General features: G+C 35.5%; 23 protein-coding genes, 1 pseudogene and 1 riboswitch. Of the genes and pseudogenes, 17 read left to right on the top strand and 7 right to left on the bottom strand.

Going from position 1 to position 23,795, the window contains the following annotated elements; translation table 11 throughout:
* Positions 1-233: 233 nt before the first annotated feature.
* The 7 genes and pseudogenes from cls (at position 234) to SLH51_RS22450 (ending at position 9,558) form a co-directional block, all read left to right on the top strand.
* Positions 234-1,679 (top strand): cardiolipin synthase, encoded by a 1,446-nt coding sequence (gene cls / locus SLH51_RS22420; RefSeq protein WP_335963777.1) that lies wholly within the window; start codon positions 234-236, stop codon positions 1,677-1,679.
* A 171-nt stretch (positions 1,680-1,850) separates the two neighbouring features.
* A complete protein-coding gene (locus tag SLH51_RS22425) occupies positions 1,851-3,236 on the top strand; it encodes a sigma-54 interaction domain-containing protein (protein WP_335963778.1) in 1,386 nt (461 codons plus the stop codon).
* A 13-nt stretch (positions 3,237-3,249) separates the two neighbouring features.
* On the top strand, positions 3,250-4,098 hold the full coding sequence (gene ablB / locus SLH51_RS22430) for a putative beta-lysine N-acetyltransferase (protein ID WP_335963779.1): 849 nt from the start codon (positions 3,250-3,252) through the stop codon (positions 4,096-4,098).
* A pseudogene (locus SLH51_RS22435) lies at positions 4,079-4,646 on the top strand (transposase); the annotation flags it as partial. The gene ablB and the pseudogene SLH51_RS22435, both read left to right, overlap by 20 nt.
* Positions 4,647-5,391: 745 nt before the next feature.
* Complete coding sequence (locus SLH51_RS22440) at positions 5,392-6,951, top strand: spore germination protein (protein ID WP_335963780.1); 1,560 nt, start codon at positions 5,392-5,394, stop codon at positions 6,949-6,951.
* Between the two features lie 65 nt (positions 6,952-7,016).
* Positions 7,017-8,333, top strand: coding sequence for a Ger(x)C family spore germination protein (locus SLH51_RS22445; RefSeq protein WP_335963781.1), 1,317 nt, complete (start codon positions 7,017-7,019; stop codon positions 8,331-8,333).
* A gap of 112 nt (positions 8,334-8,445) precedes the next feature.
* On the top strand, positions 8,446-9,558 hold the full coding sequence (locus tag SLH51_RS22450; protein ID WP_335963782.1) for a GerAB/ArcD/ProY family transporter: 1,113 nt from the start codon (positions 8,446-8,448) through the stop codon (positions 9,556-9,558).
* Here the strand turns inward: SLH51_RS22450 and SLH51_RS24655 are convergent.
* Positions 9,555-9,791, bottom strand: a complete 237-nt coding sequence (locus tag SLH51_RS24655) for a YczF family membrane protein (protein ID WP_472779954.1) — start codon at positions 9,789-9,791, stop codon at positions 9,555-9,557. The two genes, SLH51_RS22450 and SLH51_RS24655, sit on opposite strands and share 4 nt — an antisense overlap.
* Before the next feature lie 633 nt (positions 9,792-10,424).
* Between SLH51_RS24655 and SLH51_RS22455 the strand changes: the two genes are divergently transcribed.
* The 3 genes from SLH51_RS22455 (at position 10,425) to SLH51_RS22465 (ending at position 12,930) form a co-directional block, all read left to right on the top strand.
* Positions 10,425-10,802: a phospholipase D-like domain-containing protein gene (locus tag SLH51_RS22455; protein ID WP_335963783.1), complete on the top strand. Its 378-nt coding sequence runs from the start codon at positions 10,425-10,427 to the stop codon at positions 10,800-10,802.
* A gap of 82 nt (positions 10,803-10,884) precedes the next feature.
* Positions 10,885-11,553 (top strand): response regulator transcription factor, encoded by a 669-nt coding sequence (locus SLH51_RS22460; protein WP_335963784.1) that lies wholly within the window; start codon positions 10,885-10,887, stop codon positions 11,551-11,553.
* Positions 11,554-12,930 carry a sensor histidine kinase gene (locus SLH51_RS22465; protein WP_335963785.1) on the top strand — a complete coding sequence of 459 codons (1,377 nt, stop codon included), beginning with the start codon at positions 11,554-11,556 and terminating at the stop codon, positions 12,928-12,930.
* Here SLH51_RS22465 and SLH51_RS22470 read toward each other — a convergent pair.
* Positions 12,878-13,069 carry an SDR family NAD(P)-dependent oxidoreductase gene (locus SLH51_RS22470; RefSeq protein ID WP_335963786.1) on the bottom strand — a complete coding sequence of 64 codons (192 nt, stop codon included), beginning with the start codon at positions 13,067-13,069 and terminating at the stop codon, positions 12,878-12,880. The two genes, SLH51_RS22465 and SLH51_RS22470, sit on opposite strands and share 53 nt — an antisense overlap.
* An 816-nt stretch (positions 13,070-13,885) precedes the next feature.
* Between SLH51_RS22470 and SLH51_RS22475 the strand changes: the two genes are divergently transcribed.
* Both SLH51_RS22475 and SLH51_RS22480 read left to right on the top strand, forming a co-directional pair.
* Complete coding sequence (locus tag SLH51_RS22475; protein WP_335963788.1) at positions 13,886-15,355, top strand: protein adenylyltransferase SelO; 1,470 nt, start codon at positions 13,886-13,888, stop codon at positions 15,353-15,355.
* Between the two features lie 430 nt (positions 15,356-15,785).
* Positions 15,786-16,610 carry an ion transporter gene (locus SLH51_RS22480; RefSeq protein ID WP_335963789.1) on the top strand — a complete coding sequence of 275 codons (825 nt, stop codon included), beginning with the start codon at positions 15,786-15,788 and terminating at the stop codon, positions 16,608-16,610.
* 201 nt (positions 16,611-16,811) lie between these two features.
* Here the strand turns inward: SLH51_RS22480 and SLH51_RS22485 are convergent, their stop codons facing one another.
* Positions 16,812-17,003 (bottom strand): alpha/beta-type small acid-soluble spore protein, encoded by a 192-nt coding sequence (locus tag SLH51_RS22485; protein WP_335963798.1) that lies wholly within the window; start codon positions 17,001-17,003, stop codon positions 16,812-16,814.
* 729 nt (positions 17,004-17,732) lie between these two features.
* Between SLH51_RS22485 and SLH51_RS22490 the strand changes: the two genes are divergently transcribed.
* On the top strand, positions 17,733-18,629 hold the full coding sequence (locus SLH51_RS22490; RefSeq protein ID WP_335963790.1) for a F510_1955 family glycosylhydrolase: 897 nt from the start codon (positions 17,733-17,735) through the stop codon (positions 18,627-18,629).
* Between the two features lie 198 nt (positions 18,630-18,827).
* On the opposite strand, the gene SLH51_RS24595 is transcribed toward SLH51_RS22490, so the two are convergent.
* Positions 18,828-18,893: a hypothetical protein gene (locus tag SLH51_RS24595; protein WP_418770545.1), complete on the bottom strand. Its 66-nt coding sequence runs from the start codon at positions 18,891-18,893 to the stop codon at positions 18,828-18,830.
* Positions 18,875-18,997, bottom strand: a complete 123-nt coding sequence (locus SLH51_RS22495) for a hypothetical protein (protein WP_335963791.1) — start codon at positions 18,995-18,997, stop codon at positions 18,875-18,877. Before SLH51_RS22495 ends, SLH51_RS24595 begins: the two co-directional genes overlap by 19 nt.
* A gap of 268 nt (positions 18,998-19,265) precedes the next feature.
* Here SLH51_RS22495 and SLH51_RS22500 point away from each other — a divergent pair, with 268 nt between their 5' ends.
* The 4 genes from SLH51_RS22500 to SLH51_RS22515 all read left to right on the top strand — a co-directional run bounded on the left by SLH51_RS22500 (position 19,266) and on the right by SLH51_RS22515 (position 22,479).
* On the top strand, positions 19,266-19,964 hold the full coding sequence (locus SLH51_RS22500) for a response regulator transcription factor (protein WP_335963792.1): 699 nt from the start codon (positions 19,266-19,268) through the stop codon (positions 19,962-19,964).
* Positions 19,961-21,343, top strand: coding sequence for a sensor histidine kinase (locus SLH51_RS22505; RefSeq protein ID WP_335963793.1), 1,383 nt, complete (start codon positions 19,961-19,963; stop codon positions 21,341-21,343). The genes SLH51_RS22500 and SLH51_RS22505 overlap by 4 nt, the downstream gene beginning before the upstream one ends.
* Before the next feature lie 327 nt (positions 21,344-21,670).
* Entirely contained in the window at positions 21,671-21,979 is a 309-nt protein-coding gene (locus tag SLH51_RS22510; RefSeq protein ID WP_335963794.1) for a hypothetical protein, read from the top strand.
* A 175-nt stretch (positions 21,980-22,154) separates the two neighbouring features.
* A riboswitch (cyclic di-GMP riboswitch) is annotated at positions 22,155-22,238 on the top strand.
* A 46-nt stretch (positions 22,239-22,284) separates the two neighbouring features.
* Positions 22,285-22,479 carry a hypothetical protein gene (locus tag SLH51_RS22515; RefSeq protein ID WP_335963795.1) on the top strand — a complete coding sequence of 65 codons (195 nt, stop codon included), beginning with the start codon at positions 22,285-22,287 and terminating at the stop codon, positions 22,477-22,479.
* A gap of 301 nt (positions 22,480-22,780) precedes the next feature.
* Here SLH51_RS22515 and sda read toward each other — a convergent pair whose 3' ends face one another.
* The gene (sda, locus tag SLH51_RS22520; RefSeq protein ID WP_335963797.1) at positions 22,781-22,939 is read right to left on the bottom strand and encodes a sporulation histidine kinase inhibitor Sda; all 159 of its coding nucleotides are present in this window, start codon (positions 22,937-22,939) and stop codon (positions 22,781-22,783) included.
* Between the two features lie 748 nt (positions 22,940-23,687).
* The coding region (locus tag SLH51_RS22525) for an alpha/beta-type small acid-soluble spore protein (RefSeq protein ID WP_335963799.1) at positions 23,688-23,795 on the bottom strand (108 nt) is incomplete at its 5' end.

The raw sequence follows: 23,795 nt of genomic DNA on the forward strand, positions 1-23,795 counted from the left end.
CTAGGGTACCAAAGTCCGGTAAGTTATCGAAACTTAGCCCTTAAAAAGATTGTTTGATTTAGTGTTGACATACCAAATTTAGTAGGAACCAATTTATCTTGTTTTCCCTTATAATTAAGGTAGAAGAAGGAGGCTTTCAATTTAACATTCTTCATTTGGTAAATTAGACAAAAGTGGGAAACGTGGTATCCTAATGGTATAACATTGGAAATATTGTATTTGGAGGATTTGTAATGAGTTTCACTACTATCATTGTATCAATGATCTTTATATTAAATACAGCTTTGGCTATTATGATTATCTTTTTAGAAAGGCGTAATGTCAATTCGATTTGGATGTGGGTTCTAGTTTTAACTTTGATTCCGTTAGCTGGGTTTTTCCTATATATTATATTCGGGCGTAACTTGAGTAAGTCAAAGTTATTTAGGTGGGACGAAGAGAGCTACCATTTAGTGAAGGAATTAGTGTCAACCCAATTAACGTCACTAAGACAAAATGAGATAGACATTCGTGATCCGGCGATTCAAAAGTATAAAGATTTTATCATTATGAACTTAAGCAATAATGCCGCGCTTCTTACGCAGAATAACAAAGTGAAGGTGTATTCTGATGGTAGTGAGAAATTTAATGCTTTGCTTGATGATATTAATAATGCAACGAAACATATACATATATTATATTACATTATTCGTAATGACGAACTAGGTAACAAACTAGCTGATGCACTAGCTGAACAGGCTCGAAAAGGAATTGAAGTTCGAGTATTGTATGATGACTTAGGTTCACGAAGCTTAAGCAAAGCGTTTATTCATAAAATTAAATCAGCAGGCGGAGAGATTGAAGCATTTTTCCCTCCAAGAATTCCGCTAATCAATTTAACGATAAACTTTAGAAATCACCGAAAGCTAGTTGTGATTGATGGGGAAATTGGCTATATCGGTGGGTTTAACGTAGGGGATGAATACCTAGGATTACACGAAAAATTTGGTTACTGGCGTGATACACATTTACGAATTATGGGAGAAGCAGTAAATAACATTCAAACTCGCTTTATCCAAGATTGGAACCAAGCTGCTAGAAAGGAATTAACGGTAAAAGATTATCGTATGTCTTTTACGAAACAGTTCGGTCAATGCGGAATTCAGATTGTGTCAAGTGGACCAGATTCACAACTTGAACAAATAAAAAAAGCATACATCAAAATAATCTTGTCAGCTAAAGAGTATGTTTATATACAATCCCCTTATTTTATACCAGATGAAAGTTTACTGGATGCTTTAAAAATAGCATGTTTTTCAGGACTAGATGTCAGAATTATGATCCCTAATAAACCTGATCATCCATTTGTCTATTGGGCAACGTACTCCAATATAGGTGAGTTATTAAAAATCGGTGCGAAAGTGTATATTTATGAAAATGGCTTTCTTCATTGCAAAACGATCGTATCAGACAATAAGATCGCTTCAGTTGGGACAGCGAATATAGATGTACGTAGTTTTCGTTTGAATTTTGAAGTGAATGCATTTTTATATTCAACTGAAGAAGTAACTGAGTTAAAGAACTTGTTTCATGAAGACATGACACACTCCACTCAGTTAACGTTAGAGCAGTATGAAATGCGCTCTAAAAAGATACGTTTTAAAGAATCGGTATCAAGGTTGTTCTCACCTATTTTATAGAAGTTATCAGAATGTTTTCCTTTGCAATAAGAGTAAACACTGTGGTGAGGCAATCGTTGTACACGCATAGAGATTGTTCAAAAGCCTAGCACTACGCTTTTGAACAATCTCTATATGTAGAATGGATGTGAGGTGATCTCTCTGTTCTTAAAACCCTTTGAAACAAAACAAATGTTTGAGGCCATTTTAGAAAGCATAGATGAAGCAATTCATGTTGTGAATTCAGAAGGAATAACCATTTATTATAATCAAGTAGCTGCATCAAATGATGGAACAACAATTGATGATGTACTTGGCAAACATGTACTCGATGTATTCCCTTCTTTAAATCGCCAATCGAGCACGTTATTAAAAGTAATGGAAAATGGCAAGCCGATTTACCAACAGTCGCAAACATATAAAAATATAAAAGGTCAACTGATTGATACTGTTAATACAACTTTACCGATAACGGTTGGGAAAAGAATTATTGGGGCAGTGGAAATTGCAAAAGATTTATCAACTGTCAAGAAATTATCTCAATCGCTTCTCGAGTTACAAGGTAAAGTCAATTATCAAAAGTCAAAGCCTGTTTCCATCACAGGGGCAAAATATCATTTTGATGATATTATTACGGAATGCCCTGAAATGAAAAAAGTGAAGGATTTGGCAAAAAAAGCGGCTCAAACGTCCTCGCCAGTAATGATTTACGGGGAAACAGGAACAGGGAAAGAGTTATTTATTCAATCAATTCACAATGCATCACCAAGACATAAAGACCAATTTATCGCCCAAAACTGTGCATCCCTTCCTGCTTCATTATTAGAAAGTACATTATTTGGGACAAAAAAAGGTAGCTTTACCGGTTCTGTTGATCGACCAGGTCTGTTTGAACTTGCCCATAGGGGGACATTGTTTTTGGATGAGATTAATACAATGTCTCTTGAATTTCAAACAAAGCTGTTACGAGTCCTTGAAGATGGAGTCATTCGCAGAGTAGGAGGGACAGATTCTTATTTAGTTGATGTTCGAATGATTGTCGCAATGAATGAACACCCACTAACGTGTATTGAAAAAGGACAATTACGAACTGATCTCTACTATCGATTAAATGTCATCTTCATAGAGGTTCCCCCACTAAGAGAACGGATAAGCGATATTCCTTTATTAGTTCAACATTTCATCAAAAAATATAATTATACGTTTAATAAATTGGTTGTAGGGATTGAGGAAAATGTCTTGAAGAAACTTAAACATCATCAATGGCCTGGCAATGTTCGAGAGCTTGAACACACGATTGAGTATGCTATGAATATGGTAGATTGTGACACAATTACGATCGAGCATTTACCTCTCTACATGCAAGAGTTGAGTGATGAACTAGTTAGCAAAGAACACAAATCGTATTCACTGAAGTCAACACTGGAGAAAACTGAAATGACACTTATTAAAGAAGCATTAGCTAATTCAGGTAATAACGTCCTTCATGCAGCTAAGAAATTAGAGATTCCTAGACAAACACTCCAGTATAAGATGAAAAAATATAATATGATTCTTGGAAACGGTGAATTACTGTGAAGGGAGGCTTAACATGAGAGAGACTGAAATCAAAACAGTGAAAACAGGACAATATACAGCTCAATTAATTTATGACTATTTTAACGAACGACTTCGAATTGATGATTATAAAGGAAATGTTGACAAAATAATCGAGAATATTGAAGAGGTAATCAAGAAAGAGCAATTTACGAAAGTAATCATCCATGCAAAGCCTGAGCATTTCGAACAATTGCTTTCATTTGGGTATCAACTTGAGGCGGTATTTAAGGGTTTTAGAAACGGGGCAGATTGTTATGCCATGGCACTATACAAAAAAAATGAACGTCGTATTAGTACAGATTGGGTGAAAGAAGATGAGATCCTTACATCTGTTTATATGAAAGGACGCAATAGCAAACAAAAGACTATTCCTGATACGTATGAATTTAGAAGAGCAACAGAAAAAGATGCCGTTAAACTAGCTACAATTTATGACACCGTATTTGAAGTGTATCCTACACCAATGAATGAACCTGATTACGTAAAGAAAATGATGAAAAGCGGCTCTATCTTTCATATTGTTGAATACAACCAGGAAATTGTAAGTGCAGCATCAGCAGATATAAACAAAACATTTCATCACGCAGAGCTTACAGATTGTGCTACTTTACCTGAACATAGAAAATATGGCTTTATGAAAAAATTGCTTTCTGAACTAGAGAATGAATTAAGAAATGAACAAATATTTTATGCATTTTCAATCGCCCGATCCTTATCATTTGGAATGAATGCAGTCTTTTATCAACTCGGTTATGATTATACAGGGAGAATGACGAACAATTGTTATATTTATAATAAATTAGAGGATATGAATGTATGGGTTAAAGATTTATCAAAATAAGCTTGCTCGAGAATTAAACCGAAATAGTACGAAAGACTATGCTAGTGAAGTTGCTCAAGACAAGTACGTTGAACGCCGAAAAGACTGTAAGCCAAAGGGTAAATGGTCTGCTTCTTTAGCAGGTGTCATTGAAGAAAAACTTCTACTAACATGGTTTCCCGAACAGATCGTTGGTTGGTTACAAGAACTACATCTTTCGTTCAAGAACATTTAGCGTTGGTTCTATCTTGGATTGTTAAATAAGGTAACTATCACAGTTCTTCATCATAAAGAAAAGAACGACTTTTGGATACTGGGAACTTGATACAATGGTTTCAAGTCGTGGGAAAAGTAGAGGGTGTTTAGCCACCTTTGCGGAACAAAAAACATGGATGTACCTTGCAGTAAAGATCTCTTACGTGAATTTATTCCTAAGAAGACTGATCTATTTTAAATTACAGAAGAAGATTTAGAATTAGTGTTTGCATTTAATTAATCATCCAAGAAAATGTCTTGAATGGAAAACTTTATACGAAGCATTTTGGGAAGAAGTGTCGCAGTTAGATTGACAAACCGCCAAAATAAAAAGAGAAGCTTCAAGGTAAAGGTGTGGTAGCTTCATAATTTATCAAATAATACAATACTTATTATACTATTTCAAAAAACGAGGGTGACTAAAAGGTCGTTAATTAAAGACTTTTTCAACACCCTTTTTATTATGCTTTGCACGAAGCCCCAAAAGCGGGATTTGCAACTTTGAAAAAAGAAAGCCATTTTTAGTATACGCTTCATCAAGAGCGTTTTCAAATGAATAAATACCGTGTGGATTCCTCTGTAGCCATGTATATAGCGACGGCGAGTAAGCGGACGTGCGAGACATTTTGACGTTGAGATTGAAGGTGTAGAGAAAGAGCATGTCCGGCAGATTCTAGTTGATGCTCATGGGATCTCTCACCAACCTAATCCAGCTAAAAGTGAGCTTGAACCTTTTGGTGAGAAAGTAAGGAGTTTGCTAGTTCCTTACTTTGAGGAGAAACTGTTTATTTAGAGCAGTACGTGTCAAAATGGGATCGCTAAGGTCGAATACTTTTTTTGTGTACTTAGAAGATGGGCGTCTATTTCAAGAAATTTTTTTAGAAGAAGGATTGGCAAAAGTCGCTGTGTTTTAAACTGTTTTTACATTGCATCCTTTATTCCATAAATGTTACATATTAAGACTAAAAAAGGAAAACAATATCATATAAATCAGTTTCTTCTAAAGCTTCAGGTGTAAAGAGGAGGAAGGAACAATAAGACGAATAGGCGAGGAATATAATGAAGCGTCTTTTAAATATAAGAAAAACTCACATGCGCGATAGGAATAGGACACAACTAGAACAAGGGGAAGCAATCATAGATGTTGATCCCATAGAAAATTCCTTAGAGAACAATCTTAAACGAATTAAAGCAGATATGGAGAACAGTGCAGATTTAGTCGTGAGGGAAGTTGTCTTAAAAAAAGACACTGAGTTACAACTTGGGATTATTTATTTGGATGGTTTAGTAGATGATCAAAAGATTAATGATTGTATCAGTCTTATAATGGAGCATTCATATTCAAAAAATGTAATTGAAGGCGACGGTTTTCAGTCTGTTTTTCAAAAAGCCTCCATGCTAGGAAAACAGCAAATTCTTAAAAAATATTCTGATGTTACAAAAGAAATTTTGTCAGGTAGTTCAATTATCATTGTTAATGGCGTTCCCAAAGCAATAAGTGGGTCTTCAAAAGGAGAAAAGCAACGAGGAATAGAGGAACCTTCTTCTCAAGTTGTCATACGTGGACCAAAAGATGGGTTTACAGAGTCTTTAAGTACGAATATTGCCCTTATTCGAAAGCGGTTAAAAAATCCAAAATTATGCGTGGACATGTATACAATAGGGGATGTGACAAACACAGATGTTGCCCTTCTTTATATGGAAGGGAGAGTAAATGAAGAAGTACTTGAAAAAGTAAAACACCGAATTTCTCACATTCAAACAGAAGGCATTTTTGAATCAGGGAATGTTGAAGAATTCATAGAAGACCGCTCGATTACACTCTTTCCAACAATTAATAACACGGAACGTCCAGATAGTGCGGCTGCAAATTTATTAGAGGGGAGGATTGTGATTCTTGTAGATGGAACACCATTTTGCTTAATTGCTCCTTTTACTTTTTTTCAATCATTCCAATCTCCGGAAGACTATTATCATCGTTATGACATTGCGACGATTTTCCGTTTTCTACGCTTTTTTAGCTTTCTTGCATCCTTATTAGGAACGTCTGTCTATGTTGCCGCGACGACCTACCACCCGGAAATGATTCCAACACCATTACTACTAAGTTTAGCCGCTCAGCGAGAAGGGATGCCTTTTCCAATCGTCATAGAAGCATTATTGATGGAGTTAAGTATTGAAATATTAAGGGAAGCAGGGATTCGCATGCCAAGAGCCGTTGGACAAGCCGTCTCTATTGTCGGTGCTCTTATTCTCGGAGAAGCGGCTGTACAAGCGGGAATTGTTTCACCTGGGATGGTTATTATCGTTGCGTTCACGGCTATTACAAGCTTTATAACACCAGCCTATAATATGGCTATTTCTATTCGGATGCTTCGCTTTGTTTTGGTCTTTTTTTCAGCAGCAATTGGCTTATATGGAATTGCGATTATTCTTATTTTCGTGATTGCTCATCTCTGTAGCATGCAGTCTTTAGGTGTTCCATATATGACACCTATAGCCCCTTTTTGTGTTGCTGCTCAGAAAGATACATTATTCAGATTTCCGATTTGGTCATTTCAATCGCAAGTTAATAAGAATAGGATGAAGATTGATGAAGAAAAACAAGGTCATTCTTAAAAAAAGGTTTTTCAAAAAAGGAATAAACAATCTTTTTGAAAAACCTCGTAAGGAGCGTGTTCGAAATGGGTGCTACAAATGGCTTCACTCGTTGCGCGTTCGCTATGAGGAACCCACTCATAACGAGCTTAAATACAGGCAACGGTTACGTACATTGCTTCAAGGGATGTTCAAAAAGGTCAAAACCAGATTTTTTTGAACGCCCTCTTAAAAGATTAACTGCGCTTTTATTCCTCTCTCTTTTTTTATTAAGTGGCTGTTGGAATATTGTTGAATTAGAGAATTTGGCAATTGTTTCAGCAATCGGTATCGATGCTGTTCCAGAAAGTGAGGAATATCAGGTCACTTTACAAGTGCTGAACCCAGCGACAATTGCTAAAGGACCGATGGGAGCCGGTGGGGAACGCTTACCAACAACCAATTTTCAAAGTGTAGGAAATAGTGTGGTAGAGGCAATAAGAAGTGCAGCTAAAAAGGTACCAAGGGAAATTTTCTTAGGGCATGTTCAACATGTGATTATAAGTGAAGAGGTTGCACAAGAGGATTTGCAGAAAGTAATTAATTTTATCCGAAGAGATCCAGACATACGGTTAACAACGAGAATATTTATCGCAAAAGGTCATTCAGCTCAAACGGTTGTCAATACAGTTCAGTCACTTGTATTAATTCCAGCAAATGCTGTAATGGGTAAATTAACAACGAATCAGTCTCTTTGGTCAAGTAATATTGAAGTAAACATATTGGATGTTTATTCTGCTCTTGATAGTAAAGGGAGAGAACCGCTTATCAACGGAATCTTAATTGAAGGGGAGGTTGATAAGGGCATAGGGAAGCCGAATTATCAATACAGCCAAATGCTGGCAACAATTGTTATTGAGGAAATGGCTTTGTTTAGGGATGGGAAACTGCAGCGGTGGATCACTAAAGATATTACTAGAGGAATTTCACAAATATTGAATGAGATTGAAAATGCAATTGTTGCGGTTGATTATAGTCAGAAAAAAGAACATATTCCAATAGAGTTAATTCAATCCAAGACGACGATTCAAACAAAGTTTGATGGTAGCAAGCCAACTATTGATTTACATGTGAATCAAATTGGCAATATTGCTGATGCTTCCGAAGACATAGATTTAAGCAAAAAAGAAGTAATAAACGAGTTAGAAGGGCTTTGGTCAGAAAAAACAAAAGAAGAGTTGTTAGCAGTTATCGATATCGCTCAAAAAGCGGGAAGTGATGTTTTTGGCTTTGGTGACAAGTTGGACATACAGCATCCAGAAGAATGGAAAAAGGTACAAGATAACTGGTCAGAAGTCTTCCCAGAATGTGATATAAACGTTCATGTTGAAACGGTTATTCGGCGTAGTGGGATGATGTTCTAGTAGCGGTCTAAAAGGCCGGTTATTATCTTTTGGAGCAATTTCGAAGCAATGAGCGTAGCTATTGCCTTATTAAACAATATACTAGTGATAATGTGAAAAAGGAGAGCCTTTAATGGAAAAAGTAAAAATATCGAGTTATCAATTTTTCTCCCTAATGATGCTATTTCAACTTGGTACTGCTGTCGTTGTAGGCTTTGGTGTTAATGCGAAAAAAGATGCGTGGCTTGCAATCTTTCTAGGGATGTTTATAGGGCTTGTTTTATATTATATATATTATTATTTATTCATGCTCTATTTGAAGCCGTTAACAAGCTATGTTCAAGATATTTTAGGGAAATATCTTGGTTTGCTAATAGGTATACTGTATATTACGTACTTTCTTTATGGAGCAGCAAGGGATTTAAGGGATGTTGGCGGGCTATTAGTTACATCGGTTTATAATCAAACACCAATGATCGTTATTATGATGTTGATGGTGTTAGCGATTGCTTATGTTTTGTATAAAGGAATGCTCATTTTAGGAAGATTATCAGAAATATATTTTATTGTTATGATTTTACTAGGGATGTTTGGGAATGCGTTCGTTCTTTTATCTGGCATTGTGGATGTTACAAAGTTACTACCTGTTTTAGAAGAAGGTTGGAAGCCTGTTTTGAGAACAGTATTCCCACTTACTTCCGTTTTTCCGTGGGGGGAGGTCATATGTTTTTCATTTATCCTGCCATATTTGCAGTATAAAGAGAAGGCACTAAAGCTTGGAGCGAGCTCGATTGTGTTAAGTAGCTTCATATTAATGTATACGACCTCTTTAAATGTTACTGTCCTTGGTGCAGGATTAGTTGAGACATCAACGTTTCCTTTGTTTATAACAGTAAGTCTTGTTAATATTTATGAGTTTATTCAACGAATTGATGCGATTGTCGTGTTAACGTTATTTATCGGTGCTTTTTTTAAAACGGCTATCTTTTATTATGCGGCTATTATTGGGACCGCAGATCTTTTTCGAGTTGATCATAAAAAGTTAGTTTTACCATTTGGGATTATCGTGTTATTTTTAGCCGTGATTATTGCGAAAGATTACTCTGAGCATATTGAGGAAGGGCAAGCTTCGTTGTTGACCATTCATGGGATATTTGCAGTCTATATTCCAGTCGTGCTCCTTCTTATTGTATTCCTGAAAAAACTATTTAAAAAAGAGAACTCTGAAATCAATCAGACAACCTAATGCGTGTTGTTTTTAGCCACTACTTGTTTGAACAGTAAAGAAAGCGGTCGATAGAGTACAAGAAGTAGAAAAAAAACTATAAATCCATATTCAGGTGTACTCATGACTTTAAATGTAACAAAGACATTTTTCAGAAAAGAGGAATAGAAGTCTATACCGATTGTTTCATTCATGATAAGTACGCAAAAGACTCCTAAAATAAAAAACGTGAAAAATAATATTGTGATTTTCATTATGCAACTCCTCAGTATTTTTACTATTAATTAATATGTGTTATTTGCAGCTTTTAAATCATTATTATCTGACTTAATTTATAACCGTATGGATTCCTCTGTGCCATGGATAAAGCGACAGCTAATGAGTGGACATACAGAGTGAGTAGCCTCTAAGATTAGATGCCGCTGAAAAATAGACAAAGCTGAGCGGCAATGCTTTAACAAGGTGAGTAACTAGATTTACCCTAGCTACTTTATTATCAAGCTTAGCTTGAGGTAATGACCTTGGTGCAATTGACCGTAATATTCTAATACCATTTTTGACCAAGCTATTCCATGGATGACGGATTCACTTTGGGCGAAAATTGCAGTTATAGGCATTCAAGTTTGGTTAGGTTTTCCTACTGTATCTTTACTCGGATATTACAAAGTGTCATTCATCTATACTGTGCAATCGCTGTAAGCGGGCATTAGAAATGAATGATGGGGAAAGTATCAATCTTGAGTATTTTAGTAAAGACTCACTGAAAGAGAATATTAACGGACATTCATTTTTAGGTATCCATTACCATATAGAAAATAGTTAATTAAAAGCACATATAAGTGATGTCCCTTTTAGTTCAATAGTAGAGCCTCTATAGCCCCTATCTTATGCCAACAGCTACTATGTTACGCGATAGTAATGCATCTACAATCGCAGCTAACGAAATAGTCATGTTGACGAATTCACTAGCTGCGACTCCAAATGTTACGGCTTATTCAGGATTTATGCATCACCGTGAAAAGGATGCCAGTTCAAATGTTGATTTATATGAATTTCAAGGTCTGACAGAATTTTTGCATACGAAAATAAATATGATTAATCGTAGGATTAGTGTGAGGGGGTCTTTTAATCTAGATGCAAGAAGTTCGTATCTTAGTACAGAATCAGTAGTAATCATTCATGTTGAATATAATAGTAATCAGTTCATGGTCAGTTCATATATGTATGATATTCTCTTACTATTGAGAGAAATTTACAAGGGTTAGGTATAAAGCAAGTAGTCTTTATCGTGTTAACAATAACATTCTAATTAAATTTCTCAAATATGCTAAATGGAGCTGGGGTAAAATGAATAAAGTTTTGGTAGTCGATGACGATTCTCATATCCGAAAATTAATGAGACTGTACCTTGAAAATAGTCAAATTACCGTAATCGAAGCATCAGACGGAAAAGAAGCATTAGAACTTCTTTCTCATGAACAGGTTGATTTAGCGATTGTTGATGTGATGATGCCGCATATTAATGGGATTGAATTAACGGAAGACATCCGGTCTTTTTTAAACATTCCAATATTAATGGTTACAGCGAAAGGAGAATCACAAGATAAAGTTATAGGGTTTAGTGCAGGTACGGATGATTACTTAGTGAAGCCCTTTGATCCAGTAGAATTGATCTTACGTGTGAAAGCTCTCTTAAAGCGTTATAATGTAGTTTCAGAAAAAGTAGTGACCGTTGGTTCAACAACGATCAATTTAGAAAAGCTTCTAATTCAATCAAATGATTTAGTCATAAATTTGAAGAAAAAAGAGTTTGAGTTACTATTTATGTTAGCTAACTCTCCAGGGAAGATTTTTACACGAACTCAACTGATTGAAAGTATTTGGGGATATGATTATGAAGGAGACGAACGAACGGTCGATGTTCACATTAAACGCTTAAGAGAAAATTTAGTTCCTTTTTCAGACTTAACGATTACAACCGTTAGGGGTTTAGGATATCGTTTGGAGGAGGTTTAAGTGTTTAAAAGGAGTCTTTATGTACGGATTGTCGCAACATTCATAGGTGTAGTCATCATAAGTTTACTTACTTCTTACTTAACAGCTTCTTACTTCTTTCATAATGAAGTCATTTTTGACGAGGAAGTTGCTCACGTTACAACAGGGGCAGCAAAGATGATAGAGATAGTAGAACCAGAAACCCTTCCTGAACTGATTGAACTATTTAAAGATTATTATTTTGAAATGATGATCGTTGATGAAGAGGGGACTCCTTTATTCGATCAGCATTCATCCTTTTTCATTTCTAATGATGCAATCGTAAGTGTGTTTCACTCAAGTGAAAAAGCCCCGGTTATACTTCCGTATAGAAAGAGAGAGGCAACGAGAGTAGTGGGTATGCCAATTGAACTCATGAATGAACCTTACGCTTTGTTCATCCATTTTGATTATGAAGAAGAGATGAGGGGATTAAAAAGAGTTATCGTATTTTCTTTGATATTGGTACTGTTAATCGGTAGCTTGTTATTTTTACTTGCGTCTCGTTATTTTGTAAATCCGATCAAAAAGCTGACGAATGCAGCAAAAGAAATGGCAAAAGGGAATTTTTCTGTACGTTTAAAAAGTAAAAATAAAGATGAAGTTGGAGAATTAATTACTAGCTTCAATCATATGGCATCGGAAGTTGAAAAAATAGATAAAATGCGAGAGGATTTTGTAAGTAGTGTATCTCACGAAATACAATCACCCCTCACATCCATTAGAGGTTTTACAAAAGCAATAAGAGATGAAGTAGTCCCGAAACAAAATCAGAAAGAATACTTGGATATCATTTATCAAGAAACAGAGAGATTATCTAGACTTAGTGAAAATTTATTACGATTAGCCTCACTTGATTCCGAGCATCATCCGTATCGACCGGAGGTTTATAGTCTAGATGAACAAATTAGAAGAACGGTACTAGCGACTGAACCTCAATGGAAGAGAAAAGAATTGCAGATTTCGTTAGAGTTGGATCCTTTGGAGGTTGTTGCAGATCAAGATTTATTTGAGCAAGTCTGGCTCAATCTTCTTACAAATGCAATAAAACATTCCCCACAAAATGGGACAATTAGTATTGAGTTAAAGAGAGGAAATCACGATGTTACAGTAAGCATAAAAGATTTTGGTAAAGGGATACCAAAAGAAGCCTTACCATATTTGTTTGATCGTTTTTATAAAGTGGACAAAGCGAGAACTAGTTCAATAGAAGGAAATGGTCTTGGATTGTCAATTGTAAAAAGGATCTTAACGATTCACAACTATTCGATCGAAGTCCTCAGTGAAGAGGGAGTTGGTTCAATATTTAAAGTGTCGATTCCCAAAAGAAGCGATTCGGATGAAGGCTTCTATTCGTAATCTGATCCAGCTTTTCTTTACTTGTTGCAACAAGAATCAGGTTATATTTATTTTCGGCAAAAATTTTGGCCAGTTCATAACCGATCCCGCTACTTACACCTGTAAGTAAGACAGTTTGATTATTTATGCGCCACCTCAATTAAGAATTTTAGAAGTAAGTATCTTAGTGCTAAGGTATTGCTATTTAACAATCTATAAAATGGATATGACAAGCGTAATAATTTTACTTATTCATCAGAACTTGAACAGAATTAAGGTATTTGTAATAGAACGTGTATATAATTTTCATTTCAATTTTAAGCGAGTTATACCCAATATAAAAGGTGGTTCGATTAATATGTGTAGTCATTATAGTTATTTCGTGTTTTTTTAGTTATAGTAAATCAATTTAGGGGTTGTGAAGATCTAGATAGAATGAAAGTTGAATTAGTTGAACTATAACAACGATTAAAGACGTAGAAAGGGCATAATGGAAAGGAATAACGATTTTTTCAAAAAAAGGTGAATATTGTTTTTTTGGTAAATATATAAAGAATTCACGTTTATGAAAAGATGAACTTTGTTATTATTATTTCTTTGGTTTTATATTCTTGTTTTGTGTATAGCTGTATGTTGTGGAGAAACAGTTATTATAATAAAAGCAAGGAAAATAAAGCGGCTTTGATATTTTGTTAAAAGAATAACTATTTTTACTGAAGTTTAGAAATTAGGTATATCCGCTTGTTCAAGGAGGTTCCTTGTTTGCTACCTAATTCCACCTCATTCTCCATATACATTTTAAGTGCGCGATCTATATTGGAATGGGTATAATAAATTGGCAGACGTAGACACTACAAAGGGCAATATTGAGTTGATATGGCAAGTGAATAACTAAATACATCATAGATTGACTATGGATTTTGTTTTATTAAAAGATAGATGAGATACAAGAAGACAAAGCAGAAAAGGAGATACAATGACAAAGGGACAAGAAAAAAAAGGATGGAACTTAGATAACAGTTATTCTCGTTTGCCAGAATCATTTTTTAGCAGCCTCAATCCACCCCCTGTCCGTTCACCGAAGTTGATTATTTTTAATGAACCGTTGGCAACATCCTTAGGGTTAAACGTTCAGGAGCTACAAAACAAAGATGGCATAGCCGTGCTTGCTGGCAACCAGATTCCCGAAGGAGCTTCGCCTCTTGCTCAAGCATATGGAGGACATCAGTTCGGACATTTTACCATGTTAGGGGACGGCAGGGCTATTTTACTTGGCGAGCAGATCACTCCACTAGATAAACGGGTTGATATTCAACTCAAGGGTTCAGGTAGAACGCCATACTCCCGCGGGGGTGATGGTCGAGCAACGCTTGGACCGATGCTGCGGGAATACATCATCAGCGAAGCAATGCATGCTCTTGGTATTCCTACCACGCGTAGTCTAGCAGTGGTGACAACCGGTGAGACAGTTATCCGCGAAACCGAACTACCTGGTGCGATATTGACGCGTGTGGCTTCTAGTCATCTGCGAGTTGGCACCTTTCAATACGCTGCAAATTGGGGCACAGTCGGAGAACTCCAGGCTCTCGCTGACTATACTCTTAAGCGTCATTTTCCAGAAGTTGAAGCTGATGAGAGTCGATATCTTTCACTACTTCGAGAAGTGATCAAACGTCAGGCCGTACTGATTGCCAAATGGCAACTGGTTGGCTTTGTTCATGGGGTGATGAACACGGACAATATGACCATTAGTGGAGAAACCATTGATTACGGTCCTTGCGCCTTCATGGATACATATGACCCAGCAACCGTATTCAGTTCCATTGACGTTCAAGGCCGGTATGCCTATGGCAAACAGCCACAAATGGCTGGGTGGAATCTCGCTCGATTTGCTGAGGCACTATTGCCGATTCTGCATGAAAACCAGGAGCAAGCTGTTAAACTGGCTCAGGATGAGATTTCAAATTTCAGTAAGGTGTTTCATTCTAATTGGGTCAACGGAATGAGAGAAAAATTGGGAATTTTTAATGAAGAGAGCCAGGATGAATCCCTTATCGAAGGCCTACTCAGTATGATGCAGAAATATCGTGCAGACTATACTAATACGTTCCGCGCATTAACTTTTGAACGACATGAGGATACGGTTCTGTTTGGAACCCCAGAATTTGCTCATTGGCATGAGCTGTGGCAGGCGAGACGTAATAGACAGCAGGAAACAGAAGCATCCTCTCATCAGCTGATGCAAAAAAGCAATCCTGCACTTATCCCTCGCAACCACCGGGTAGAAGAGGCATTAGAAGCCGCAGTGAAACAAGGAGATTATAGTGTGATGGAGCGGTTGCTTGATGTTCTTTCAAGGCCATATGAGCATTCTCCTGAACAGGCTGATTACTCTACTCTGCCTGCTGAATCAAACCGTCCTTACCAAACCTTTTGTGGGACATGATGCAAAGAAGTATTAGGAGAAATTTTATGTTTTTCTTAATGGAGTAGGCACCGATTACGAATATTAATAGTGCAAGATAATGCTGCCTTTTGACTTAAGGTTGCATTATCTTTTTTACTTTAAAGATCAGTTAAACAATAAAAGCACTACCCACCAGGCACAACCCTCTAATGGAGGATTGAGTCTGGTGGGTAGTATTGGTTTAATTAGGGGTAATATGGTAGGTGTTTCCATCGATTTATTAGCAAGTATAAATACTGTAAGTTAGAAAGTATTTTTCTTGACAAGTTTGAGGGGTTTCCTTTGTTGTTCATAATATTGTCATAAATTATCATGTAGCATTTCGTTTTTGTAATTCATTTAATAGTTTAACTGGTATAATAATAGAAATAGAAAGCATATTGATAGAAAGGGAAAGTGGTAGACAGAAATGGAATTAAAACATAAAGAAGAAATCAATAACAAAAATAGCACCTTAAGAACTAGCATTAGACAGCTTGTCGAGCATAGAAACTTCCAACCGATTGTTATAGGTATTATCCTATTAAACGGACTTATTATTATTGCAGAGACGTATTTCACTGGTAACAATCTATTACTATTTCTAGATAAAATCATTGTTTGGATTTTTGTGTTAGAACTAATAGTGAAAATTATAGGTCTCGGTTTTAGAGGATATTTCTCTAATAGATGGAATATATTTGATTTCAGTATTGTCATAGGGAGTTTACTATTTTACACAACACCTTTCGTAAGTGTTTTAAGGCTCATAAGGGTATTGCGTTTAATAAGAATGATTCCAGCAATTCCTGCATTACGAAAAATAATCGATTCCTTAATGAAATCCATACCAGCGTTAACAGGAATTTTAGGTTTGTCGATCTTGATTTTTTCCGTTTATGCGATTATTGGAACAACGTTTTTTCGTGATGTTCTTCCATATGAGTTTTTTGGAAGCTTTCATTCAGCACTTTTTACCTTGTTGCAAGTCGTAACGTTTGAATCATGGGCCAGTCAGGTAGCAAGACCGATTATTCATGAGGTACCATGGGCTTGGGCTTATTTTGTATCATTTATCGTAATTGGAGCATTAGTTATTTTAAACCTTGTAGTTGCAGTCATCTTAAGCTATTTGGGACAGGAGGATGAAGCGCAACTAAAGGAACAGATGGATCGTTTTTATAAAGAGAATCAAGAACTAAAGAGAGATATTCAAGAGATTAAACAATTAATTCTTGAAAGGAATAATAATTAAACGATCATATGAAGTTCAACCTAATTTAGCATGAAAACCGCTTTTAAACTTGGTACGGTGAAACGTAGCGCATGTTAAAGTGAAAAGACAAGTTAATTTCATATCTGAAATCTTTATAGAGAAGTTAGGGGAGCAGAGAATGAAACTTTCCTAATAAATGAACTGGCGCTTACATTCTTGTAAGCGCCAGTTCGATTCCTATTAAAATTGAGATCCACCCATTTGAACTAATCTTTTTGTCATTTCTCCACCGATATAGCCGTTTGCACGGGATGTCATGTCAGCCCCTAATTGAACGCCAAATTCTGATGCAATCTCATATTTCATTTGATCCAATGCTTGCTGTACACTTGGAACTAAAAATTGATTTGAATTATTGTTGCTACTTGCTATGATTAAAACACCTCTTTGGTACCTTTTATGTATCAAAAACGAAGAGAAGTTTGCATGTAAATGTTACTAAATTGTATTTAGGTATTTTAAGCCTCTTTTTATGGGTATTAAAGTACTGGTCAGAATACGCTGAATCTAAATTAGTTTGTTCCTCTAGTTCCAGTTCATCTCAATTACTTCCTGTACTGAAAGCCCCGATTACGAATGGAAAAAAAGTGATGATAAAAAAGGACCAGAAGAATGAAATTAAAAGCTGTTATAAGAGGGGTTCCTTAAGCTCTAAAATGAAGGAACCCTTTTTAGTTAAGTAAAAGTATCTAGTATATGAATAGAGTGCGGCAGATCTATTTTATTTGCGTTTCTCCATTATTCCTTCACAATTTCATTTTACACTATTGGAAGGTTGTAAACGAGGAGGAGTTCTGTGAAAAATAGAATGTTATTTATCTGATCAGTCACGTTACTAATTATGGCTGTTGCAATAGGATACACATTTTTTCCAACTGTTGTTACACCTACGACTTTCAATAGGTTGGCATGGAGAGAAATCTCCGGATTTGCTTTGGTATTATCATGTTTAACTTACTTGTCGTCAATTTGGTTTCAGAGAAACGATGAGATTTGCTAAGAGAAAAAATGTGTTCAAAAAAAGGACTGAAGTTTGGAGGTATAGTGCATATATTTACCAAAAAATAAGAAAGAAAAAAACGTACAAAAGGGGATATTTTAATGATCAAGGGATTTATAGTTAGCATTCTTGCTTTATTTATAATAACTGCATGCTCAAATGATTCAAATCAAGTTGACTCGTTTATGCATATACACGGTTTGGAGTACTCACAAAATGACGAGAGTATTTTTTTGGCTACACATATGGGGTTAATTAATATTAATGAGAGCGGATGGGAATTAATAGGAGAACCTGAGCATCAACATGATTTCATGGGCTACACAATTAAAGACGAAGAAACAATGATTTCGAGTGGCCACCCAGGTCCTCGTTCTGACTTTGTTGATCCTTTAGGCGTGATCATTAGTTATGATTTTGGGGAGACATGGAAACCGATTGCTCTTTATGAAGAAGTTGATTTCCACCTGTTGCACCTAAATGAGAAAAATCAGGAGATCATGTATGGAATTGATGTATACAACTCAAACTTTTACAGATCAGACAATGGTGGATATGACTGGGAAATGCTTGATACAACGGGGTTACCAGAACCTTTAGCTTCCGTACTTTCATTGACATCTCATCCGCAATCTCCAGATTACTTACTTGCTGGAACGGAGACTGGGTTATATGAATCGTCAGATGGTGGTCTAACGTGGACCTTAAAAGAGACCAATTTAAGTGCAAGTGCTCTGCAAACTCTTGACTCTGATTCAGAAGATTTAATTGCCTATCTTTTGGGAGAAAAAGAGGGATTGTTTTTCAGTGAAGATTTTGGAGAAACGTGGGCTTCTCTTAACTTTGAGTTGGAAAGTGATTACATTATGTATATTAGCAATCACCCAACTGACGAGCAAAAGTTAATAATTGGATCACTTAACCAAAGTATTTATGAAACAACTAACTTTGGGGGATCATGGGAAGTACTAGCAGAAGAAGGGCAAAAAAAGAAATAAAATGCTAACCTGTATACTGAATTTAGAATAAGGTTAGCTATAAAACTTAAAAGTATAGGGATAAATGAACAGAGTTTGAACATTTATCCCTTTTTATTTGGAACTACTCATGTTGTAATGGTTACTTTATTAATTATTAACTTTTTCGGACAATCTTCAGTAGTAATCACTAATTATTTCAGTTAATACCTCACTTGTTCAGTAAATTTCATCTAATGTATAATCTACACATCCCATTTTAATAACTATGGCGTTTTCTGACAGGTCCTGGTTGTACCTGCCGTTAATCCCTGATCCTCACTTAACAAGTACCCCCTACTTAAACCTAGATAATGTTTTTCAAGTAAATAATGTAGATCCTCAGCCAAGTTTTGATTTTTCTCATATTTAGGGTTGTTTTTCCCTATAACAAAATAGTTCTAATCATATTCTATCCCATTGATTGTAACGGCTGTTATATCTCTGCGTAGTGCATCCCGAGAAACTTCATTCTTTTTACATACTTTTACGATAAAATAGCTAGTATATACAGGTCAGTAAGGTGTATGAAGAAAAAAGTTTGCTACTACATTTAGATGTAAAGCTTACTAGGTTATTCTTTTACTAATTTTGATCATTTTTTATGAGGTGATGATAATGAAGAAAATACTCGTTGTCGATGACGAAAAGCAAATGCAATCATTACTTTGTTTTTGTATCGGTTCAAATGAGGTTGAATTGGCAACTGCTGATTCTGGAAAGGAAGCACTCGAGCTTCTTGAGGCAAAAAAGTTTGATTTGATGCTACTAGATATAATGATGCCTGAGATGAACGGCTTTAAAGTACTGAAGGAATTAAAAGAAAGAAATCAATTAGTGCCAACCATTATCATTTCAGCTATAGGTGAGACAGATCAAGTGGTTGAAGGATTAAACCTTGGAGCATATGACTATATTACAAAGCCGTTTGAACCGAAGGAACTAGTTGCCCGAGTGAACTCCGTACTCAGACGTGTAAAATCTTTTGTACACGAAGAAAAAAATAATGGGATGTTTGGAATTACTCTTGATCAGTCGCAGTATATGGTTTCTTACAATTCAACTATGATTCCATTTACGAACAAAGAATATCAGATTTTCATCCATCTTTTTTCCCACCCTGGACGTGTATATACACGGGAACAACTTTTTTTTCTTGTATGGGAAGAGGCGGATGATCGTGATTTTCGAAATATTGATACCCATATTAAAAACATCCGTGACAAACTAAAAAAAGCTGGGATTAACAAAACAGTAGTGGAAACTGTTTGGGGAATTGGTTATAAAATTCCGCAACATGAGGGTTTGAGCAAATGAAATTGTCAACTAAATTAAGCTTGCTCGTATTTACGTCCACGCTATTGATCATTGTTATGATGGGTGTCTCCTTTTACATCCTGTCAAAATCATTTTATAAAGATCAATCCCAAAAGGATATTGAATATAGACTTGACGCACACCGCGAAGTAGTAGAAATGCATTGGGGGCCAGAAACTCTTGAACATGTTGTCATAATGGAGAGTAGGAACCCTGAGAATACATTTATTGTTTTCGATGCTGATTTTAACGTGCAAACTAGCACGCAACCAGTATCTAAGGAAATGCTTGATCGTTACAAGAGCTGGATTGTTAGTGTTTTTATTACTAATGAAAGAACAGAATTTGTTAATACAATGACCGAACATATTCCACATATTTGGTCATTTGAACCGTTTGAAATAGATGGGGAGATAGCAGGTTATTTATTTATTGACCAAGATACCGGCAGTTTTGAGGAGGCTAGATGGACTCTTTTAGGCATTACTACGTTTATGGGCTTGATTACGCTTTTATTTTCAGGTATGTTAACTATTTTCTTATCAAAAAGGGTTACTCTTCCCATTACGAATGCACGAAGTTTGACTAAACAAATAGCAAAAGGGAACTTTGATGTTCAACTCTCTAGTGAAGGAAATGATGAATTATCTGATTTATTAAGGCATATTTCTTCCATGGCAAGCCAGCTGAAGGAATTTAGAGATACGAGACAACAATTTCTTACAAACGTCGCCCATGACATCCGTACACCTTTGACGTATATTAAAGCTTATGCTTCTTTGTTAAAAGATCAGCAGGTCGAAAAGGAACTTGTACATGAACAAGCAGCGATCATTCATCAAGAAGCAATTCGAATGGAAGGTTTAGTGAAAGACCTTTTTCAATTAATGAAGCTAGAAGAAGGAAGTATTCCTCTGAATATACAAGGGACAGACCTTGTAGAATTGATTCAAGAAGCAACTAAGAAAGTAAAATTAGACTCTGACAATAAAAATATAGATTTATTCTTTTCCTCTTCTGCCCCATCACTCGTTACTAACATTGATCAAGATCAGTTTGAACGAGCTTTATTAAATCTACTGAATAATAGCATTCGCCATACAAACCCAAATGGGAAAATACAAATTAGATTAGAGAAGTGGAACAATGAAATAAAAATTGAAATCGAAGACAATGGAGAGGGGATTCCAGCTGATGATCTTCCACATATATGGGCCCGTTTTTACCGAGTAGAGAAATCACGATCAACAAAACATGGAGGTAGTGGGTTAGGATTAGCGATTACGAAACAAATTATTGAACTCCATGGTGGAACAATTCAAATTGATAGCACTCTTAATGTAGGGACTGTATTTATGATTAAATTATTTGATTCATAAGATTATACGATAGAGGAAAAAGCTGTTTGGGGCTTAGATACGAAATATGGTGTCTAAGTTCCTTTTTGTATATAACTAGTATCTAAGGCAGGAAGAGGTAGTCAATAATTGACTTAATAAAGCAAGGAGGTTAAATGGGAGACATGATGTAAACATGCCTTCAGAATCCTTAATTTTTGACGGGTTACGATCTCTGAAAGTACATTTGACATTTTAAAAGCGAGGATTCTTAGCAAAGTGCCTGCTCTAATATTAATAAAAATTAATGGGATATATTTTTTATGGTAATACTAAAATAGCATAAAAAGTATTAAAGGGGGGGGAACAATGCGAAAAGCTACTCCAATTAACGAGAAGACGGATAAGGAAATTATTGAATTATTACCAAATAAAAAAGATGAAATAGGTAACCTTAATCGTTTATTAGCAGCTGTATTGAATTATCTGTCAGATGATGAAGTGGAGGAAATAGATATTGAATACCTTCTTGATAACACGGAAGGTTTGCGGGAATGGTGGGATCAATATCGAGAAAGCAACAGAAAAAAGATCGCGGAAGAAATCAAAAAATCTCTAGGTGAACTGTCTTTGAAAGAATTAGAAAGCATCCATAAAAAGATAAAAGGAAAAGAGTAGTGAATAAGTAGTTTTCGTTTTTGTGAAGTATAGGGGTAAACAAGACAGTCGATCGATAATTAAACTGAAAATACTCCCTGATTTCCTAACTGATTGAAAAAACAGGAAAAAAATTATGATGAATTCCCTATTCAATATTCGGGATATTCCAACCATAATATAAGTATACAAAAATCGTACGAAAGGGCAAAATCACTGAAAAGTGGTGACGCAAAACTATAGGGGCTAAGGTAATAAACTATGCTAGCCAGTTGCCGAATAGATTTACCTTCCGGGCGATTTATAAAAAGGAGGGTTTACTAAGATTGACAGAATCAAAGGTTATTTCATATGTACAGAGCCTAATTTGTAAAAAGAATTCATTATTTCAACAAATGGATGACGAAAAGTTAATTGAATTAAAACAAATTTATTTGGGAGAAGTTAAAGGGATTGATTTGGTCATAAAGGAAATGATTAAGGAATTTGACCTGTCAGAAAAGGAATTTGAGGGTTTATAATGCTTTCTTGGAGTCAACACTTGATGTTGGCTCTTTATTTTGTCTAAAAAGGAAGGAGTAGTTATAGCAGCTAGTGAATTAGATCAAAGTCATGAATAAGCGGTTTTTAGTATTATTGTTTCTGATGATGAAGACAATCGTCGTGTAGCCGGGCATTTGCTACACGACGCAGCTGAGTTCAAGCATCATGTTTTGATTCATTAGTACTGACCTCAACTATGCATATCATTTATTTACAATCAATGTAAAAATATACATGTACGGTCGATACTGATTAGTAATAATCAATCAATAATAAAGATTAAAAGGCAACCAGTGACTTACTTTTTTTTAGCTCATTATAAAGTCCTCGTTCTTTAATCTCATCTTTTAATATTGAAATAAACTCTCTGTCTAAGTTTAATTTAATGGCTTCGTGATAAGATTCCAATAAAATCTTATCATCTAACAAACTGACCATATCCTTCCCTCCTTTACTTTTGCATATGAAATATATATTTTTTTCATTAACTGGTATGGTAGTATACGTTACATTTTATCTATTTTAAAGGTATAAATAAACCGAATAAGTAAAAAAGTTTCATGAAATTTTCGACAAATTATGCACTCGTACTTCAATCGAAAAATTCATTAAAGGAAAAATTCGGTAGTATAGATCGATCAAAAGGATCACTTTAATACTTTAGATACAAAGACTAACCTACAAGGGTTGGTCTTTAGTACGTTAAACCAAAACAGCTCAGTTACGTTTTTTACATAAACAAGCCTTGAACAGAGTCATCAGCTCTAAAAGAATTAATGGAAATGCTAGTAATGTTGCATCTTCAAAAATACAAAGTGGAATTAGAGAAATTTTTCAAACATTAAATTCTGAAACTAGTTCAAAAGTTGAAACTGAACAAAATACTCGACTAATACAGTTACATAAGCAAATAAAAGAACTTGAGAGTCAAAATAGCAAATTAATTGATTTAGCATTAACAGTATATTTACACATGATGAGCTTAAGGAAAAGAAGCAGTGACTAACTGACGAATTGTCGTATCTTGAAAGGCAGCGTGAGAACTTACTATTTGAAATGAATAATGTGACTGTTGAAGATAGGCAAACTCAGATCGAAGGAACTCTGAATAAAATGAAACAGTAGAAATTAATGCTTTAAATTAGCAAGGCGCTTACACGAATGTAAGCGCCTGTTTATTTCTAAATTAAAATTGAGATCCACCCATTTGTTGCTCTGCCATTTGAACTAATCTTTTTGTGATTTCTCCACCAACAGAGCCGTTTGCACGGGAAGTTGTGTCAGGTCCTAATTG

The organism is Halalkalibacter kiskunsagensis (assembly GCF_037027555.1).
Classification (GTDB): domain Bacteria; phylum Bacillota; class Bacilli; order Bacillales; family Bacillaceae_D; genus Halalkalibacter; species Halalkalibacter kiskunsagensis.